21 protein-coding genes and 2 pseudogenes are annotated in these 19,513 nt (G+C 24.6%); 6 read left to right on the plus strand and 17 right to left on the minus strand.

What is annotated here, in order from left to right; genetic code table 11:
- The first annotated feature begins 509 nt into the window (after positions 1–509).
- On the plus strand, positions 510–1,334 hold the full coding sequence (locus tag CSGHG_RS05750) for a TraX family protein (protein ID WP_010293392.1): 825 nt from the start codon (positions 510–512) through the stop codon (positions 1,332–1,334).
- An 815-nt stretch (positions 1,335–2,149) separates the two neighbouring features.
- Positions 2,150–3,436 carry a branched-chain amino acid transport system II carrier protein gene (gene brnQ, locus CSGHG_RS05755; protein ID WP_010293394.1) on the plus strand — a complete coding sequence of 429 codons (1,287 nt, stop codon included), beginning with the start codon at positions 2,150–2,152 and terminating at the stop codon, positions 3,434–3,436.
- A gap of 252 nt (positions 3,437–3,688) precedes the next feature.
- Here the strand turns inward: brnQ and CSGHG_RS05760 are convergent, their stop codons facing one another.
- The 8 genes and pseudogenes from CSGHG_RS05760 to CSGHG_RS05785 form a co-directional block, all read right to left on the minus strand.
- Positions 3,689–4,075 (minus strand): hypothetical protein, encoded by a 387-nt coding sequence (locus CSGHG_RS05760; protein ID WP_010293395.1) that lies wholly within the window; start codon positions 4,073–4,075, stop codon positions 3,689–3,691.
- 26 nt (positions 4,076–4,101) lie between these two features.
- Positions 4,102–4,767, minus strand: coding sequence for an ABC transporter ATP-binding protein (locus CSGHG_RS05765; protein ID WP_010293397.1), 666 nt, complete (start codon positions 4,765–4,767; stop codon positions 4,102–4,104).
- A gap of 4 nt (positions 4,768–4,771) precedes the next feature.
- A complete protein-coding gene (locus tag CSGHG_RS05770; protein ID WP_010293399.1) occupies positions 4,772–6,187 on the minus strand; it encodes an ABC transporter permease in 1,416 nt (471 codons plus the stop codon).
- Between the two features lie 371 nt (positions 6,188–6,558).
- Complete coding sequence (locus CSGHG_RS24840; protein WP_328284725.1) at positions 6,559–6,690, minus strand: hypothetical protein; 132 nt, start codon at positions 6,688–6,690, stop codon at positions 6,559–6,561.
- 93 nt (positions 6,691–6,783) lie between these two features.
- Positions 6,784–6,843 (minus strand): annotated as a pseudogene (locus tag CSGHG_RS24845) (hypothetical protein); the annotation flags it as partial.
- An 11-nt stretch (positions 6,844–6,854) separates the two neighbouring features.
- A complete protein-coding gene (locus tag CSGHG_RS24850; RefSeq protein WP_328284726.1) occupies positions 6,855–7,223 on the minus strand; it encodes an ATP-binding cassette domain-containing protein in 369 nt (122 codons plus the stop codon).
- Positions 7,224–7,454: 231 nt separating this feature from the next.
- Positions 7,455–8,624: a sensor histidine kinase gene (locus tag CSGHG_RS05780; RefSeq protein ID WP_010293400.1), complete on the minus strand. Its 1,170-nt coding sequence runs from the start codon at positions 8,622–8,624 to the stop codon at positions 7,455–7,457.
- Positions 8,612–9,283 (minus strand): response regulator transcription factor, encoded by a 672-nt coding sequence (locus tag CSGHG_RS05785; RefSeq protein ID WP_010293401.1) that lies wholly within the window; start codon positions 9,281–9,283, stop codon positions 8,612–8,614. Before CSGHG_RS05785 ends, CSGHG_RS05780 begins: the two co-directional genes overlap by 13 nt.
- 411 nt (positions 9,284–9,694) lie before the next feature.
- Here CSGHG_RS05785 and CSGHG_RS05790 point away from each other — a divergent pair, with 411 nt between their 5' ends.
- Positions 9,695–10,417, plus strand: coding sequence for a hypothetical protein (locus tag CSGHG_RS05790; protein WP_010293402.1), 723 nt, complete (start codon positions 9,695–9,697; stop codon positions 10,415–10,417).
- A gap of 142 nt (positions 10,418–10,559) precedes the next feature.
- On the opposite strand, the gene CSGHG_RS05795 is transcribed toward CSGHG_RS05790, so the two are convergent.
- Both CSGHG_RS05795 and CSGHG_RS05800 read right to left on the minus strand, forming a co-directional pair.
- A complete protein-coding gene (locus CSGHG_RS05795) occupies positions 10,560–10,895 on the minus strand; it encodes a cupin domain-containing protein (protein WP_010293403.1) in 336 nt (111 codons plus the stop codon).
- Between the two features lie 3 nt (positions 10,896–10,898).
- Complete coding sequence (locus tag CSGHG_RS05800; RefSeq protein WP_010293405.1) at positions 10,899–11,306, minus strand: cupin domain-containing protein; 408 nt, start codon at positions 11,304–11,306, stop codon at positions 10,899–10,901.
- 336 nt (positions 11,307–11,642) lie between these two features.
- Here CSGHG_RS05800 and CSGHG_RS19995 point away from each other — a divergent pair, with 336 nt between their 5' ends.
- From CSGHG_RS19995 to CSGHG_RS05810, 3 genes and pseudogenes are all read left to right on the plus strand, one after another.
- Positions 11,643–12,179 carry a Crp/Fnr family transcriptional regulator gene (locus CSGHG_RS19995; RefSeq protein WP_010293406.1) on the plus strand — a complete coding sequence of 179 codons (537 nt, stop codon included), beginning with the start codon at positions 11,643–11,645 and terminating at the stop codon, positions 12,177–12,179.
- Positions 12,180–12,220: 41 nt separating this feature from the next.
- Positions 12,221–12,298: pseudogene (locus CSGHG_RS25050) on the plus strand (hypothetical protein); the annotation flags it as partial.
- A 209-nt stretch (positions 12,299–12,507) separates the two neighbouring features.
- Positions 12,508–12,876 carry a DUF6483 family protein gene (locus CSGHG_RS05810; protein WP_010293410.1) on the plus strand — a complete coding sequence of 123 codons (369 nt, stop codon included), beginning with the start codon at positions 12,508–12,510 and terminating at the stop codon, positions 12,874–12,876.
- Between the two features lie 75 nt (positions 12,877–12,951).
- Here CSGHG_RS05810 and CSGHG_RS05815 read toward each other — a convergent pair whose 3' ends face one another.
- The 7 genes from CSGHG_RS05815 to CSGHG_RS05845 form a co-directional block, all read right to left on the minus strand.
- The gene (locus CSGHG_RS05815; protein WP_162130906.1) at positions 12,952–13,305 is read right to left on the minus strand and encodes a hypothetical protein; all 354 of its coding nucleotides are present in this window, start codon (positions 13,303–13,305) and stop codon (positions 12,952–12,954) included.
- Between the two features lies 1 nt (position 13,306).
- Complete coding sequence (locus CSGHG_RS20000) at positions 13,307–14,452, minus strand: S8 family serine peptidase (protein WP_010293412.1); 1,146 nt, start codon at positions 14,450–14,452, stop codon at positions 13,307–13,309.
- Entirely contained in the window at positions 14,453–14,749 is a 297-nt protein-coding gene (locus CSGHG_RS05825; RefSeq protein ID WP_042316083.1) for a peptide maturation system acyl carrier-related protein, read from the minus strand.
- Positions 14,750–14,763: 14 nt separating this feature from the next.
- Positions 14,764–15,882 carry a TIGR04066 family peptide maturation system protein gene (locus CSGHG_RS05830; protein ID WP_010293415.1) on the minus strand — a complete coding sequence of 373 codons (1,119 nt, stop codon included), beginning with the start codon at positions 15,880–15,882 and terminating at the stop codon, positions 14,764–14,766.
- Between the two features lie 23 nt (positions 15,883–15,905).
- The gene (gene ccpM / locus CSGHG_RS05835) at positions 15,906–17,342 is read right to left on the minus strand and encodes a Cys-rich peptide radical SAM maturase CcpM (protein ID WP_026022248.1); all 1,437 of its coding nucleotides are present in this window, start codon (positions 17,340–17,342) and stop codon (positions 15,906–15,908) included.
- A 104-nt stretch (positions 17,343–17,446) separates the two neighbouring features.
- Positions 17,447–17,599: a CLI_3235 family bacteriocin precursor gene (locus CSGHG_RS22530; protein WP_081496236.1), complete on the minus strand. Its 153-nt coding sequence runs from the start codon at positions 17,597–17,599 to the stop codon at positions 17,447–17,449.
- Positions 17,600–17,696: 97 nt separating this feature from the next.
- On the minus strand, positions 17,697–19,451 hold the full coding sequence (locus CSGHG_RS05845) for an ABC transporter ATP-binding protein (protein ID WP_010293418.1): 1,755 nt from the start codon (positions 19,449–19,451) through the stop codon (positions 17,697–17,699).
- Positions 19,452–19,513 lie beyond the last annotated feature (62 nt).

The following is a 19,513-nucleotide window of genomic DNA, read 5'->3' on the forward strand; positions in this document are numbered from 1 at the left end:
TTTTTCTATAATACCATAGTTATTTATATATTGCAACACAATTTTAAAATTTTTTTACATTTTTTTAACTTTACACATTTCTAAATTTAGATAAGCTATTTTATTTTAATAAAACACATTTTTTTAATTTATTCAAATTATAGGAACACAAGTTTATATTTAAGTTCATTCATCAAATTTTTGTTATCAGTTGATAAAAATAAGTATAAATGTAGTTAGTTACGAATTTAGGATGAAAGTGGCAGCCATATTTCTAAAAATAATTTTAAAAAATCTATCAATATAATTTGCTTTGCAAATTTATAAAAAAATACGTTAAGAATTACTAGGAACGAAGTGAGTAGTAATAATCATAACTCTTAACTAAAATACTCTGTTAGTTATTGATAAAATATTAATTTGCAATCCTATATATCTTTATTAAGCTTTATTTAAGATTAAATTTATAATCAATTAATCTCTAAACCTTATAATTTTACTATCAACTTAAAAAGAAAGGACGTATGTTTATGAACTTAACAACACTAAATAAAAAAGGTATTACTATGACCCAGCTTAAATTAATTGGTATAATTTTTATGATTTTTGATCACATACATGAATTTTTTAATTTTGCTCCAACATGGTTTAATTGTATTGGAAGACTTGTAGCTCCAATGTTTTTGTTTTCTTTAGCAGAAGGTATGTATTATACTTCTAATAGAAAAAAATATTTATCAAGATTATATATAGCATCAATTTTAATGGCTATAGGAAATACACTTGTAATGAAATTATTTCCTTCTCCAACAGATTCATCTATGATTATAATAAATAATATTTTTGCAACACTATTCTTAACTGGGCTATACATAGTATTTGTAGATAAATTTAAACTTGGAATTAAAAACAAAAGTTTTAAAATTATAGTTCAAAGTATTTTACTAATGTTACTTCCTTTATTGCTATCAGCATTATCTTTAATGATTATGAGTAATGAAAATATTCCTTTAATTGTTTTTCAAATCATCATGATATTTATTCCTAACCCAATGTTAGTTGAAGGCGGTATAATATTTATTATAATTGGAGTTATGCTTTACATATTTAGAAACAATAGAACAAAAGAAGTATTAATTTTTATAATAATATCCTTAGCTTCATTGTTTATGGGATCTGGATTTAATTTTCACGTAACATTTGTTGAAAATTATCAATGGATGATGATATTTGCATCAATATTCATGCTTCTTTACAATAATAAAAAAGGTACTGGCTATAAAAAATTTTTCTATATATTTTACCCTTCACATATATACATACTTTATATCTTGTCTATATTGTTAACTAAATAATATTATTGTATAAAATTTAATATACATAGGGTTCCAAGTTGACTTTTAAAATTATCCATTTCAAAGCTGGGATACCCAAAATAGTGAGACATGCTCTGAATCGCTTAGAATTCAACAATGTATCTTGTATAAAAATATTTTAAGGTTATTGAATAAATTTAAATTTGAGCTTATTTCCCTATATAAGACCTATATTAGGATAAAATCCATCTTAATACAGGTCTTTTCATTTTTATAAATATTATCTCTTATAAAAATATATAGTTTAAATTATTAGAAAACTACCTATTAACAACACTTTCTATATATCTAATATGTTTCTTAGTTTTTTAATATATTGTTAATTAAAGCTTAATTTATGAAATTATTAAGTCTAAATTGAAAACTTTTTTATTTTGTTTAAATTTTTATTGCATTTTTATTAATAGAACTGTATAATAACCCTTAAATAAAGATAAATTTTAAATAATGAGGAGTTTTTAATATGATAAATAATATAAACTTAACCACTGTACTACAACTTAATATGTATTACTTTAGCTACTTTAGTTAGGTTTGTATTTATGATATACGGTAATCATAGATGCAAACATGCAATGTTTTGTATCTATGATGGCTAAAGTTAATTTGTTATGCAAGGCCACATAGATAAATACTATGTGGTTTTTTTATCCTAGGCACTTAAGGCCACATAGTGAATGCTGTGTGGTCTTTTTTATATAATTTTTTATTTATATTAAAATTTATCATTTGATAAAAGTATAAGTTAAAAATCATTTTTGAAATCCTATATTAATAAAGAAAGAGGTAACAATATGAAAAAATTTAGAGATATAATAATTGTTGGTTTTGCAATGTTTTCAATTTATTTTGGTGCAGGCAATTTAATTTTCCCTCCATACATAGGAATGACTTCTGGTAGTGGTTGGTTGATAAGTTTCTTAGGGTTTATTTTTGCAGATGTAGGAATAATACTTTTATCTATAATTGCAGTAGCTAAATCTGGTTCTTTTCAAGCTGTAATTGGACGAGCCGGTAAAAAATTTGGTATTACCTTAGAAGTTATAATGATGCTTTGTTTAGGTCCTATACTTGTTATTCCAAGAACTGCAGCAACAACTTTTGAAATGAGCATAGCACCTATATTTAATTTAAATCCTATTATCTTCTCAATATTATTCTTTGCTTTAACATTACTTCTAACAATAAGGCCTACTAAAGTTATTGATATAATAGGTAAATTTTTAACTCCAGTATTATTAATTGCTTTAGCTTTCTTGATAATAAAAGGAATACTTTCCCCTATCGGAACATTAAATAATAACATTGATTCAAGTAGTTTATTTGTAACAGGACTTACTCAGGGATACCAGACTATGGATGCCCTTGGTACTGGAGGAATTACAATGCTTATAATGGCTTCATTCTTAAGTAAGGGTTACAAAGATAAAACAGAAATAATAAATCTCACTATAAAGTCTGCAATAGTAGCAGGCATAGGATTAATACTAGTTTATGGCGGTTTAGCCTACTTAGGTGCTACAGTTTCATCTGTTTATGATAAAAACATATCTCAAACTGCATTATTGATTAGTATAATTAAAAATTTATTAGGAAACAATGGAATATTAATATTAGGTGTAATTGTTGCATTCGCATGTCTTACTACAGCCATAGGTTTAACATCTGTAACAAGTAAATATTTTGAAGATATAAGTAATAAAAAATTAAAATATGAGCATATAGTTATTTTTATTTGTACATTCAGTGCAATAGTTGCTAATTTTGGAGTTGATAAAATAATTTCTATTTCAGTTCCTATATTAACAGTTATTTATCCTATTTCAATTGCTTTAGTGTTAATGAACTGTTTCAGAAAGGTATTTACTAAATCTACAATTTATAAAGGTGTTGCCTATGCAACTCTTTTAACTAGCTTACTTACAGTAATAGATAGCTCATTTGTTAGTATATCATTTATTCATAAGTTGCCTTTTGCAACACTTGGATTTGATTGGGTATTACCAGCCATTATCGGTGGAGTTATTGGTTATTTTGTAAATAGTAATGACTCTAATGTATGCTTAACAGAAACTGAATAGTAGAATAATTATACTGTAAAAGACAGGTTTTTTTGAACCTGTCTTTTGTTATAAAAAATATTTATTAACATTTCTGAATAGCTCTTTAAATTTTTTCTTGCCATTAATCATATATTTATTAAATTACATATAAAAAAGGAAGCTATCGCCTCTAACCTTTAGTTAGTTTTGCAACAGCCCCTTAATATATTTATAATAAATTTATTTAATGTTAATTTTAATGAAAAGTGATAAGTATATATACTGTTTAAATTATATATCTATTTCTCTTAAAAGTTCATCTATTTCATCATCCATTTCATCTTGTTTATATTTATTCTCTAATAATACTTCTGTTTCTAAATATTTATTGCCTACTTTTCTTATACCGTTACTCTCAAATAAATAACTAAAACTTTTAATAATATATCCTAATGTAAACAAAGATATTCCATAAAATGCATATGGAGTTATAGAAGTTAAATAGAAATTAATAACTTCTACTATTTGTTTACTGGGATCAAATCCTTGTAAAACTAAATTTGATATATGTCTATACGATGCGTATATATTAAATATTGAAAACAAAGCCATAACTACTGCACATACATTTAACATAAGTACAACTTTTACAGTTTTATTCATTTTAAATAATTTCATAATTACCTCCAAATCCAAAACTATTGTTATTTTATAAATGCTAATTTCCCAGATTTTAATCCCCAAATCTCATCAACGTAAGTACATACTTTTTTAGAATGAGTTACTATAATAACACATTTATTTTGCTGATGGGATAATGATACTAAAATGTCCATAATTTTTTCTTCTGTCTCACTATCTAGGTTTCCTGTTGGTTCATCTGCAATTATTATATCTGGATTATGTGCAAGTGCTCTAGCTATTCCTATACGTTGTTGCTCCCCACCGGATAAATTTAAAATTTTTCTATTAGCTATATCAATGTCAATTCCTACATCTTTCAATAAATTATATACATAATTATTTTTATTTTTTTCCTTAACATTACTTATATTCATAGATAGTAATATATTTTCTTTAGCAGTTGCATTTAAAAGCAAGTTATATCCTTGAAATATTACGCCTATATCCTTTGCTCTATACAAATCTCTATCTATTTTCTTTAAACTTTCACCATTATATAATACTTCGCCTGTTTTACAGGTATCAAGTCCTGATATTAAAGATAACAAAGTACTTTTCCCTGCTCCAGATTTTCCAACTATACCATAAACTTTTCCTTTTTCAAAATTTATATTTATATTACTAAAAACATCTTTTTTTCCACCTTCATATATATAACTTACATCTTTCAAACTTAATAAATTCATATTTCTAATTCCTTTCTGATAATATTTTTCTTGGTTCATATCTCATTATATATAAAATACCTATACTAATAGATACTACTCCAAGTAATAAGGCTATTAATGTGATTCCTAAAATAGCTTCACTACTTAAAAATACATCTAATTTTTCTATTGGTGGTGCAGAATTTGTTGCCCCCATAGCTACCGATACCATTCCTTGAGAAACTTCTTTTTGAGCATCTAACTGTCCTTGTAGCAGTATATTTGAAATAGGTTGTGCAGAAAATCCTCCTATGGTTAATCCTGCTATTAATGAAATTCCAATCATAAATAATGTTTCAAATATTAACCCCAAAGCTACTTTTCCTTTTTTCATTCCCATAGCTCTCAAAACTCCAATTTCATATTTTCTTTCACGAATGCTTAAAATTGAAATTAAAATTAATATACTACCACCAAAACCTAAAACTAAAAACATGAAAATACTAGAAACCTTTTTTAAACCTTCTATAGGTTTAACAATATTATTATACGTAGTAGCATCTGTCGATACTTCAAGTGTGTCACTTAACCCTTTTTTATGTGCCTCCTCATTAAATGCATCTAATAAATCTGGGTTTTTCAAATAATATTGTGCATCTAAGTTAATTAAATCTTTATCTTTTTTTACTTTATTGTTATATGATTTTAAAGTATCATATGTTGTAATAATCTCATTTTTTCTATTCATCATAGGATGCTTAAATCCATAATTTTCAGATTTTGTTCCATCATAATATATTCCTGAAATAGTTAATTCTAATGGCTCAAAGTTATCTGGATCATCAGGGTTTTTAACCTTAAATTTATCTCCAACCTTTAAATTATTTAATTTTGCAAAATCTTCACTTATCATAACTTCGCCATTTTTTTCTGGCATTTTTCCATCAGTAATTTTTCTTGTACCATTATTAAATTCTTCTATACCAGCTTTATTAAGTCCACCTAAAATATTTAAATAACCATCTTTAGCGTTTTCCGATCTTTTAGTTCCTCCCATTGTAACAAAATTACCTGAGTTACCCTCATCTTTCCTTTTTTCAACTTCATCCTGATCTAATGCTTTAATCTTCTCACTATAACCTATATAAGAAGAACTAAATATTGTTTCTTTAAGATGCTCAGACTGTGAAAGTTTTTCTTTAAGATCATTTGAAGGGCTATCATTAAGACTTTCCATATCACCATTTTTCATTTTTTCTTGCATTTTTTCTTGATTTGGTTGAATAAATACTTCTGATCCAAACTTGTTTTTATAACCATTTATCATCTCATTGGAAGCTGTGTTTATTATAACTGAAATAGCTGTACAGGACAGTATTGCTATAGTTATTATTCCAATCAAGAGATTTCTTCCTTTATTTCTTGTTAAATTCTTTATAGCATTCTTTAAAACATACATTTTGAACTCTCCTTTTCTAAACTTTGATTGTAAACAAAGTATACCAAACTGATTGTTTACTCAATGTTAACTTAATTGCTTATTATAGAGTTTCAAATTGAACTTATAATTTATTCACTTATCAAATAAGAAAATTTAAGATTAATATTTTTCTTCTAGTTAACAACTTTCTTTAATTAAATGAAGTTATACTTATTGTTATCCCTTTAGAAAAAACAAATACAACTAAAGTAACTGCAAATTACGAAAAAGGATAGTCTATAAAATTTAAACTACCCTTGATTTTCTTATTTAATTACAAGCTTATTACATTTATTCTTATAAATTTTTAATCCTTTTATCTTTTTATTCTTTATAAAGTAAATATTAATTTATTTTATAAACAATAGCTTTCCAGACTTTAATCCCCAAACTTCATCAACAAACATGCATACCTTCTTGGAATCAGTGACTATAATAACACACTTATTACGTTGATGAGCTAATGATATTAAAATATTCATAATTTTTTCTTCTGTATCACTATCTAGGTTCCCTGTTGGTTCATCTGCAATTATTATATCTGGATTATTTGCTAACGCCCTAGCTATACTTACACATTGTTGTTCCCCACCAGGTAAGTTGAAAATTTTTTTATTAGCTGTATAAATATCAATTCCTACATCTTCTAATAAATTATATACATAATTATTTTTATTTTTTTCTTAATATTGCTTATATTCATGGATAATAATATATTTTCTTTAGCAGTTGCATTTAAAAGTAAATTATGACTTTGAAAGATTACTCCTATATCTTTTGCTCTATATAATTCTTTATCTATTTTCTTTAAGCTTTTACCATTATATGATACTTCACCTGTTTTACAGGTATCAATTCCTGACATTAAAGATACCAAAGTACTTTTTCCTTCTCCAGATTTTCCAACTATACCATAAACTCTTCCTTTTTTGAAATTTATATTTATATTACTAAAAACATAATTTTTTTCACCTTCATATATATAACTTACATCTTTTAAACTCAATAAACTCATATTGATAATTCCTTTCTAATAATCTTTTCTTGATTCATATTTCATTATATATATAATTCCTATACCAATAGATATTACTCAAAATAACAGACTATTAATTTTAAAAATAATTTCACTAATTAGAAATACATCTAACTTTTTCTACTGGTGGTGACTAACTTATTATCTTCATAGCTGCCAACATCATTGCTTTTAGAACCTATTTTTAATCATTTCTACAAATTTTTCAATTTATCTCTTTTTAATTTCTTTACATTCAGAAAAAGATAAATAAAAGCAAGATCCTTTATTTATTTCACTATCTACCATTATAACTCCATCACATAAATCACATACATGGGATACTAAACTTAATCCAATTCCATATCCATCTTTATTTAATTCATTAATTCTGTATTTATTATCAAATATCTTTTCTACAAAATTCTTATCCATTCCTATACCATTATCTTTTACAGTAACAATAATGCTATTGTTCTTATTCTTTACAGATACTTTTATAGGTTTTCCTTCTCCATATTTTACTGCATTATCAATCAAGTTGCTTATTGCACGATATATCCATCTTTCCTTTGCTAAAATTTCAGTATTACTTTCATCGTTAAAATCAAAATCAATATATTGGTATGTTTTTTTATATGTATCACAAATTCTTGCACATATTAATGCAACATCTACTTTCGTCATACCACTATCAACCTTTAAGTCACTCAAAGTTAAAACATCATCAATACTATCTGTAAGATTATCCATAAATTTAAGATATTCTTCATTTCCATCAATCTCTATTTTAGTTCTTAATATAGCTATAGCATTTTTTTGCTCATGAGATAGATACGAATTTAATCTTTTATACTCATCTAAATTTTGTTTAAATTTATCTTCTATATTTTCATATGCTATCCCAAAAGCCCTGCTTACCAAAGCTGGATCAAAATCATTCTCTGGCATATTAAGCTTTTTTATAATATTTTCAATTTCTCTATCATGAATTTTACTTAAAATTATCCATAATAAAAAAGATGCTACAATAAAAATAGAAAAAAACATTAAAATAGTACTTATTATATCTTCCAATCCACTTTTTACATATACCTTTCCAATTTGAGCAACATTAGTAACTAATTCTTCTGATACCATAACTGCTTTTTCATCATAGTTATCTCCATATAAATCCATACTACTTTGTAATATTTCTTTGTACGGTATTCTATAATAATTATCTTTACTTAATTCTATACTAGAATTAAAAGCTAATACTTTAATATTTTTCATACTTGTATTATTTTCTAAATTATTAAAACTGTTTTTCACTCCATAAATTCCATAAACAAAAACTAATGTTAATATTAATGAATATACAATTATAACTAACCCACTTTTTAAATTTACTCTACGCATAAAACATATCCCTTTCCTCTAATATTAACTAAAACATCTTTCCCATATGCATTATTTAATTTCTTTTTAAGCCTTGCAATATGTACTCTTAACACAGATGAAAAAGGATCGAAACTTTCATCATATATATGCTCTGCTATTTCTTCACTTGATACAATAGCTGGATTCCTATAACAAATATATTCTAAAATATCAAATTCTTTAATTGCTAAAATAACAGGTTTATTTTTTATTTCAACGGTTCTAGTGATCGGATTAAGTTTAAGTTCTCCTATATTTATAATAGGATTAGTTCTACCATGAAATCTTCTAATTACAGCTTGAATTCTAGCTCTTAACTCTAATAATTGAAAAGGTTTTGTTATATAATCATCCGCTCCAGTATCTAACCCTAACGCTAACTGTGATGTTTCATCTCTTGCAGTAATTATAATTACCGGAGTACTAACCATTGTTTTACGTAAATATCTTAATATTTCTAATCCATCTATATCCGGTAAATTTAAATCTAAAAGTATTGCATCATATTCATTTACACTAGCTTTTTCTTCACCATCTTCTCCAGTGTTAGAAACATCAATTATAAATCCCATTTTTTCAAGACCAATTTTCATAGAATTAGCTAATTCTATATTATCTTCTATAATTAATAAACGCATATTTTATTTCTCCTTATACCTTCTTTAATTTTTAAATGTTATATATTAGAATTTATCTCTTTATAGATAAAAAAGTTATAATCATAAAATTATATCATAACTAATGTTTATCGAAAGTTAACTTCCTATTCACTATTGCATTCAATTAATATAATTATTTTTTAAAGTATATATAAATATTCATAGTAACGATTTTATATATAATTAGTAAATTTTTATTTTTACTTTTTTAATATTTTGTTTATTTTATTCATATTTTATTAATTAACTTTAAATAAAATATTGTATATATCATTTGAAATATTCTTAATTAACATTTTTTTAACATTGAAAAAAATTTTGTCAATGTTATAATATATTTGAATTTATGTAAAGGAAGTACTATACATTAAATTATAGAGGGGGAAAATTATGAAAACAAAAAAATTAGCATTAACTCTAGTTCTATCTACAAGTATCCTATTTGGAGCAGTAGGTTGTTCAAAACCTACTGAAAACTCCAATAAATCCAAACAAGAATCAGCTACACAAGACATTTCTAAAAATTCCACAGATGATAAAAAATCTACAACAAAAGAAGATAGCGATAATTCTAAAAAAGATGGAGACGACTCTTCATCTAAGGAAAAAGCTTCAAGTAATTCGAAATTAGGTGATACATATACAGGGAAAAAAAATATACAAGATTTAAAGCAATATGATAAAATATGTGATGATTTTAATAAAATACCTTATGTAAAAGGTGAGTATAAAGAACTAGAATTTGCTCTTGATTTATTAACGTCATATTTCAATGGGGATGCTACTGCTTATGACTATATGGTAAGTACTGAATATAATTCTAGCACTGGTGAAAATGATTTAGTACCTATAAATGATAAAGATAAGAAAAATCTAGAAAAAGCTTTAGCAACTACAAAAATCCAACTTGAACTAAAAGATGGACAAGGTATAAATATAGAACCTGCTAAAGCTGAATTTATAGGTCCTGACTTATCAACAAAAACAGGAGTTTCATTTTCTTTAAAAATAAACTTATATCCAGAAGGAAATAGTGAAGGTTATTGGAATACAGTTGGAGTATCTGTCTTTGAAAAAGATGGTAAACTTACTGGCCATATATCCGGTCTGTAGATAACTTATTTACATACTGAATATGCATTTTGTAAGTATATAATTTAATATCATAAATTTCCCAAATAATAGATTGTAAAAAAGACTATATAAGAATTTTATATTTAATCTCTTATATAGTCTTAATACACTTTTATAAATTTTATGATTTTACTAATATATTAAATAACTTTACATCTGTTAATGCTTCTATTCCATAATTTATTTCAGATTCCATGGCTATTATATCACCTGTATTTATTATAACTTCATCATTTTCTTTATATAAAATTTTAGCACTACCTTCAATCATCACAAATAATGTTTCCATATTATAGTACTCTTTATCAATACTTTCACCTTTTGCAAAAGAGAAAAAACGTATCTCTGTATTGTCATTATCTATTAATGCTTTACTTGCTATTTTATTTCCTGTATGTTTTATCATGTCAGTCATAGCTACAGCTTCAAATGGTTTTATATTTCTTAAATATTTCATTTTTTAATCCTCCTTAACAACTACTAAAAGCATTTTCATATCCTCTTTAGCTGTTACTTGATGTTGAATATTTGCTGGCATAACCACCATTTGTCCCTTAGTAGCTTCCATTATTTCATCACCTATTTTTACTGTAGCTACTCCATGATGTATATATATTAATGCATCACCTTTAGCTGCATGAGGACCTACACCTTCTCCTTTACCAAAAGCTAATGCTGTTATACCAACACCTTTTTTTTGTGCCATAGTTACAGTTTCTATTTGTCCTTCATTACAACTTACTAAACTATCAAAATCTATACTTTTAGCTTTCTCAACATTTTTTATTAATTCTTGCATTTTTCCTATCTCCTTTACATTTTTATTAATATCTATTTTCTTTAAGTTTTTTAATTCATATTTAGTCATATTAATACCTTCTTTCTAAAAACTACATTTAGTTTTAATAAATTATTTGTTAAAAACTGATTTATAAATTCCTATAGAATTTTTTGAAAATTTCACAGATTATCATTTTAAATTTTTTATTATTACTTTTAGTAATATAATTTTAGAACTTTCAAGTTAACTTTACATCTATAATTGTTTTTCTATACCTTTAACAATATTATTCTAAAAATATTTGCATATACTAAATTTAAATATTTTTTACTTGTATCTTTTGATAACATTATAGATAATATACTTAAAATGAAATAGACACTTATGTTTCTTTTTGTAAAATAGTTTTAAAAGGGAGATAATATGTACTTAAATGAATTGATTAAACACAAATTTTTTACTGATTTTTCAATTAACCAATTAAAACATTATATAGACTCAAATTTAATAACTTTTAAACAATATAAAAAAGGTCACATACTACATAGCGAATGTGAACCATGTTTTAATTTAGATATTATTATATCAGGAAATCTTAACTGTTATGATTTATGTGAGGATGGAAATGCTTTAACAATGCTTAATTTCCACAAAGACGATATTATAGGTGGAAATTTATTATTTTCAGATCGAACCTTTTATCCCCTTAATATTCATTGTAAAACTGATTGTTTAATAGCACACTTAAGCAAAGAAGTAGTTTCTAAACTCCTTATTGAAAATAATACTTTTATGATAGAATTCATAAAAGCTATTTCTAATAATTCATTAAATTTAAATAAGAAAATGATTATTTTTTCAAGAAAAAATTTAAGAGAAGGAATTATGGAATTTCTTAAAACACAATCTAAAAAACAAAACTCTAACATAATAAAACTTCCAATTACAAAAAACAATTAGCTGATGAATTAGGTGTTCAAAGACCCTCATTATTTCGCGAACTTAAAAAAATGAAAAATGAAAAGCTTATTGATTATAATTCAAAACAAATAACTATTTTAAAAGACATATTAGATTAACTTTATTAATCTAATATGTCTTTTAAAACATAACTAAAAATTTATTATAAATTTCCAGACTTATATTTTTAATTATAATTTATTAATTTCCCCAAATTACTATTTATAACTTTCCTATTCTATTACAAACATCTCTTAAACATACATTTTTTATAACCTGATGATATAATAGTAAATATATATAAGTAAGAATAGAAGGTGTTTTGCAAATGGAAAATGATTACATTATGAAAATTATAAAAACAACATTACAAGGATTAGCTTATGTGTTAAAGGGAAAACAATCTATGGATAATAGTATTGATGAAAATAATAATACTAATAACCTTGTACTAACAGAGGAACAAGCATTACGACTAACAATTATAAAATATATAAATGAATGCAAAATTAATGAAGCTGAAAACCTGTTATTTGAAGCTATATACTCTCACAAATCACCTGAATTTTTAGAATTGGCATTATTTTTTTACGAAGAAATTAATAAATTTTCTTTAGACAAGTTAATTGATTGTAATTTTTCAAAAGAAGAAATTTTAGATGGTCTAAATACAGTAAAAAGAATTTATAATGTTTAAAGAAAATAAAAGGTTTAAAAACAGAATTAAGCTTCTCTTTTTAAACCTCTTTAATTATATTTACTATTTTCAAACTTACTCACTTTCACAAAGAAACATATTTAAAATTTTTTTATAAAATAAATCTATATCATCATTTTTTGTTATAATTAAATTTCCATCTATATTTTTTGATTCCTCTAAAAGTATTTTATTTGTAAAAATATTTTTATCTGGTTCTAAGCATATATTTATTTTTTCAATTATATTATCATCCTCTTTATTAATGTTTATTCCTAAAATCATAATATCAAAGTCATAAACATCATATAGTAATTCAATTTTATTTTTTATTTTTGAACTTTCATTTTTACTAAAAGGAATATATTCTAATCCACATAATATTCCTATTGGTTCTGTAGATACACCTAATGCATAATAACCATCCACTTTAAACTTCTCTATTAAGCTTTTTAATATTGTTAACATGCTCTCTTGTATATCCCCATAAATTATTATTAATGGAACATCTAACTTTTTCCTTTTTTGATTCTTGATAAAATTTATTTATAATTAGTGGGTGCCAAAATTTAATATTTTCATTTAAATATATAGACTCCAATTCCTTACCATTCCATTTTTTATCTATAAAAATAAAGTTTCTTTCTTCCTTCTCAAATTTGTATATTAAAGAACTCATTCTTTCATAATCTTTAATTGTATTACTATTTAAAACTAATGTATCAAAATTATTAATGTTTATATCTTCAATACTTTTTAAAATTTTAGTTTCATTTGTATATGGCAATTTCAATTTTTCAATTTTTTCCTGTTCATCTAAAATTACAACATTGTTAATCCAATCTATATTTTTACAATTATTTATTTTTATTTTATCATTTTTATAATTAATTGAATCCTTATACAGCTCTTTTTTTATCATTTCAAGGGTTATATTAGGAAATTTACTTATTATATTACAAGCTTTAGCTGTAATCATTGGCGCTGCATAACTATTACATCTTCTTGTAACTTCTGAATCACAATTATTTTTAAATAATTTATGCTCACTACAAGCTGTTATTTCAATACCATCTATAGAATATAGATTGAAAATATATTCTCCTTCTTTCAAAGTGTTAGTTTTACAACATTTCACACCTATAACATTAGTGAAAGATGCAGGGTATGTAAATATATCTTTATTATTGCATGCAGCTATAATAATAATCCCCCTACTATATGCTCTATTTATTACCTTTCTTATTATTTCTGAATCTCTATAATCTATAGTGCCAAGACTGAGATTAACAACTCGAATATCATTCTCAATACACCATTCAATAGCCTTTATAAGTTGTTCCTTTATACATTTATGACTTTCATCATTAAGTACTTTTATGCTAGTAAGTACAGCTTCGGGATAATATTTTTTTATTATAGCTGAACAAATAGTACCGTGACTAGCATTAGATAAATTGTATACCTCCACATCTTTTACTATAAGATGTGGAGTTATCTCTATACTGCGTATAATATTAGGTATACTATATATCCCCAAGCCAACTCCATCATCAATTACTGCAACATTTACCATTTACATAGCTTCCTTTTCTTTTTCATTTAGAGCATCATTAATAATGTCCCTAATGTTATTAATATTATTAAATTTAATATTATCAATATGAAATTCTGAAATCTCTATGTCAAACTCTTTTTCAATATCGTACAATAAATATATAAGATCCCTTGCTCTTAATTTAAATTTTCTTCCCAATAAATTATCTTCAATATTTATATCATACTGATTATTAAATAAATCTATATCAAATCTTTTTTTAAATATATTATTTAATCTTACATTTATATCAATGTCCTCTGAAAAATTATTCATGTAACCTCCTCCAATCATATAACTCCATCTTGGCCATATTCCTGTAACTTATTAATTAAAAATTCTGATAGTTCACCCGGATCATTCTTATCTAAAATATTATATACTGGTTTTTCTGCTTTACTATATGTTTTTTTCTTTTCATTAATAAACTTCCAATCCATAGTGATATATTGCAATGATTCTACTGTCCTACTAGCTGGAATATTTAAAGATACATTACTAATGTTATAGCAATCAACACTATATCCAAATTTGTATTTATAAGATTTTGATATTAACTCAAAAAAATCTGGTGAAACATTATTATATAATGTGCTTAAAACAACTGCATCTGGTGCTATAGCTTGTGAAACTTCATAAGCTAAAATTCCAAATTTATTTGTAAATTCATAATTAAAAGGCATCGTTCCACCTGGTATACCAATTATTATAACATCAGGTTCTTCTCTAATTTCTATACTTTTAATATAGTAATTAAATAAAATTATTTTTTCCCATTCTGTAATAGCTTTACTATACATGAATTGAGGGAATGAGTGAAAATTCATTAATTCGCAATAGTTACGTGTTCCTACTTGTGATACCTTATAACCCATTTTTATTAAATCTTCTCTTAGATTTAATTGTATTTCAAATTTATGTGTTCTTTCTCCTAGTCCTGTCACAAAAATCACCGGTGTATTTATTTGATAAATTTCTTCACTTTCAGGATTAACAATATTATTGCATTTCTTATTAAAATATTTAAAAAATGTATTATTTTCATTACAAATTCTAGATACTTCATTAATAATTTCATCATCAAGTTTTATAGTGCATATTATATTTTTTGAACTTTCAGCAGCTTTAATAATTTTAGGATATATAAACTTATTTAAATTCATTTTTCTACTATAGTCAGAAAAAAGTACTGTATCACAATCTTCTAATGACTTTGCAAAATCACTATCTATAGTTATTCCAACAGGTTGTCCACCGTCTTCACATGCTACATCTTTTCCACTAATTCCCCATCCATTTGGAGATACCACATGAGTAAATTCAATATTATCAATAAGATTGCTATGTCTTAATAATGGTATAGATTCAATATCAAAGGGATATATCATTGTTTTATACTTATTTTCCATATTTATGCCCTCTTTTCAATTACTTATTTAAATAAAGTCATTTTTTCATTTTCTTCAAAATTATGACCAAATTCTTTTAATACACAATAATTTTTAAATCGTTCTTCCAAAACTAATTTAGTTTTCTTACAAAACTCTTCTTTTTTGATTTTAGAAAATTTATTTTCAGTATTATCTATTAATGCTGCACATATTCCACAAAACCTTATAGCCCAACATTTTTTACAACTTTCATCATTTACCTTACCAATATTTAAAATATATCTTACTTTTTCTGTATCAAAGCCTCTATCTACATGTCCTATTTGCATAATTTCTGAAGACTCACTAACTTTTTCACATGGATAAAAAAATCCATCTACATCCATAAACAATCTTTGAGTACCAGGAATACAAGGACCAGAAGGATGTGTTTTATCTGGTAATCTTTTTTGAGGTATCAACTTCTTTGAAAGTTTTAATATTTCATTATAATCTTCAATAACTATTCTAGAACAATTTTTAATACTTTTTTTCTTTAATAAGTTGTAAAATATCCTAAACAATTCATATTCTTGCTTTACATAATAATCTTCATTTTTGTCAATATCAGTTTTCTTATAATTATCAGATATCAAAGATGATATTAATGCTATATCTTTTACTGTTTCATAATCAAGAAAAAATTTATCTATACAAGAAAAATCATTTTGTACATCAATAACTGCATTAAAAATTATATTATTTATATACTCGGGATATTTCTTTTCTATATTTTTAATGTTACTAATTACCTTATCAAAACTTCCACAATTATTTGAAGCAAGTTTTCTATGATCATCATGTATTTTTTTAGGCCCATCAAGACTAATGGTTAACTCTAAATTATGCTTGTATAAAAATTCTACAACTTTTTCAGTTAAAAGTGATCCATTTGTAGTCATAGAAAATCTTATTTCTTTTCCATCTGCTTTTTCTTCAGCATATTCTACACATTGTTTAATAAAGTTGAACTCAAGTAAGGGCTCTCCACCATAAAATCCTATATTGATTTCATCATGGTTCTTTGAATGATTAATAAGAAAATCTATACCTTTTTTTGCTGTTTCAAAACTCATTTTTTTATTTGAATGACCTCTATTTAAATAACTTCCAGAATAAACACAATATTCACATCTAAAATTGCATTGTTGTGTTATTTGTAGAGTTAACATTTTCACACTATTATCTAGATAAAATTCTAATAATTCATCAGCAGGATGAACTATCTCTTTTGCTTTATTAGTTGATAAAAATCCTTCTTTATATAACTTACTTATTTCTTCTGATTCTATATAATCATTTTTATCATCTTTCATACAATTTTCTAAAAAACTATATTGATTATTAGTAATATTTAAAACAGTATTCTTATTTACATCATATATATAATTATTATTATTTGTTTTAAAAAGTTTAATTAATGGTTTACTATTCAACATACATCATTCCAATCTTTCAAAGATAATTCTATAATAAAACGTAGGATAAAAATTTATTATCCTACGCCTTATTCAACTAATACTATAGCTTACTTTATCCTCTATTAACTCCAGAACATTGCATTGTACACTCTATTGTTAACTGATTTATATGCAGAACCACTACCACAATTGCATATTGCTATATCTGAGCAGTTTCCCACATATGCCTCAACTGTTTCAATAACTTGATATTTCTTTTTTCCTAATTTTTTCATTTTGAATTTCCCCTTCCACAATTTAAATATTTATTTTTTTAATTTATATTAATACCCATATTTCTCTCGAGAACTGAAATAAGGATGTTAATGGCTATTATATAGTTGCTTTTAATGATTTAGTTATCATCTCTCTATAAAAGTTATTTATTTTGTATAATTCTAAATGGGTTCCAACTGCTTCTACTTGTCCATCATTAATAACTATAATCTTATCAACCTTCAATAAGATATCTGGCTTATGAGTTATTATAATAACAGTTTTATCTTTATAACTTTCTTGTATTACATTATTTACTTTACATTCAGATTCTATATCATAATTTGCTGTAGCTTCATCTAATATCAATATTTTAGAATCTCTCATAAATGCTCTAGCCATAGCTACCTTTTGTCTTTCCCCTCCTGAAAGCTTACTTCCTTTTTCACCTACAACAGTTTCATATTTTTTAGGCATTTCTTCAATAAAATTATATGCTCCAGTTTTTTTTGTTGCTAAATACATGTCCTCATCTGTTCTTCTAAAATTAAGCATTATATTTTTTCTTATAGTATCATTAAATAAATATATATCTTGACTTACTATAGATATAAGTCTTCTATAATCTCTTAATTTTATAGAATTAATATCTTTCCCATCTAAAAGAATTTCTCCAGAACTAGGTGTTAAAAACCTTAAAATCAAATTAATAATTGTTGACTTTCCTGACCCATTGCTACCAATTATTGCAACTTTTTCTCCAGACTCTATTTTAAAGTTAATATTTCTTAACACTGACTGATTATTTTCGTATGAAAATTTAACATTTCTAAATTCAATATTCCCTAATACATTATTTTTTTCTATTCCTTCTAACTTAGCATTATTTGCAGAAATTTCATCATCCATATTCATAAAATTGAAATATCGTTTTGCAGATGGTATTACACTTGCAAAACTATAGCCAATATTCATAATTGCAAATATAGGTGCGGTAACATAGGCACTATATGTAATAAATGCAACTAATTTTCCAATAGTAAACATTTCTCCTATTATCATATATCCACCAATAATATATATAAGTGCAGTTATTATCTGTGTGAATACTGTTTCTGAAATCTCATTAACCTTACTCAAATATGCCATTTTTATATTTTGTCTTATTATATTTCTTTGTTGTTTTATAAGTTCACCTGTTTTTAATGATTCTAACCCCCAAATCTTTATCTCTTTAACTCCACCAATTGTATCACCATACCAACGATAATATTTTTCATAATTTTCAATTAATTTTTCAAATATATCCTTTCTTTTCTTAGCAAGATATTTAACAAGAAAATACCTTACTGGGGTTACTACCATCACTAAAATACTTAGTCTCCAATCTATAACTATCAATCCTACAATTCCTACCATAATTCTAAAAATGCTTGTAACAATATAAAATGTACTTTGGTTAGCTATTTGAGATATATTATTAATATCAGTTCTTAAATTACTCATTATTTCTGCATAATTCGTACTACAAAAAAAATCCATTTTAAGTTTTAAAGTATGCTTAAAAGCTTCTTTTTCAAGATTATATGACAATATATTTTCTATATAAGAACGATATCTAGTTTCAACTATACCCAGACATTGAATAATAATTATTAACATCAATGTATATATAGAATACTTTGTAATAATATCGAAATTTTTCATAACTAACCCTTCATCTATTAACTTTTGATTAATAAACGGAGTTATTAAACTTAGAGCAGACGATATTATTATACATGTAATAACTAGTACTATTTTCCACTTATATGGTTTAAATAATTGTATTATCTTATTTATTATTTCTTTGTCATCTTTTTTTATATTCATAAAATCTTTCCTTTAAAAAATTATTTGACATGTATATTTTTTCTTGTGACTAAAATAATATA

The organism is Clostridium senegalense JC122 (genome assembly GCF_000285575.1).
GTDB lineage: Bacteria > Bacillota > Clostridia > Clostridiales > Clostridiaceae > Clostridium_J > Clostridium_J senegalense.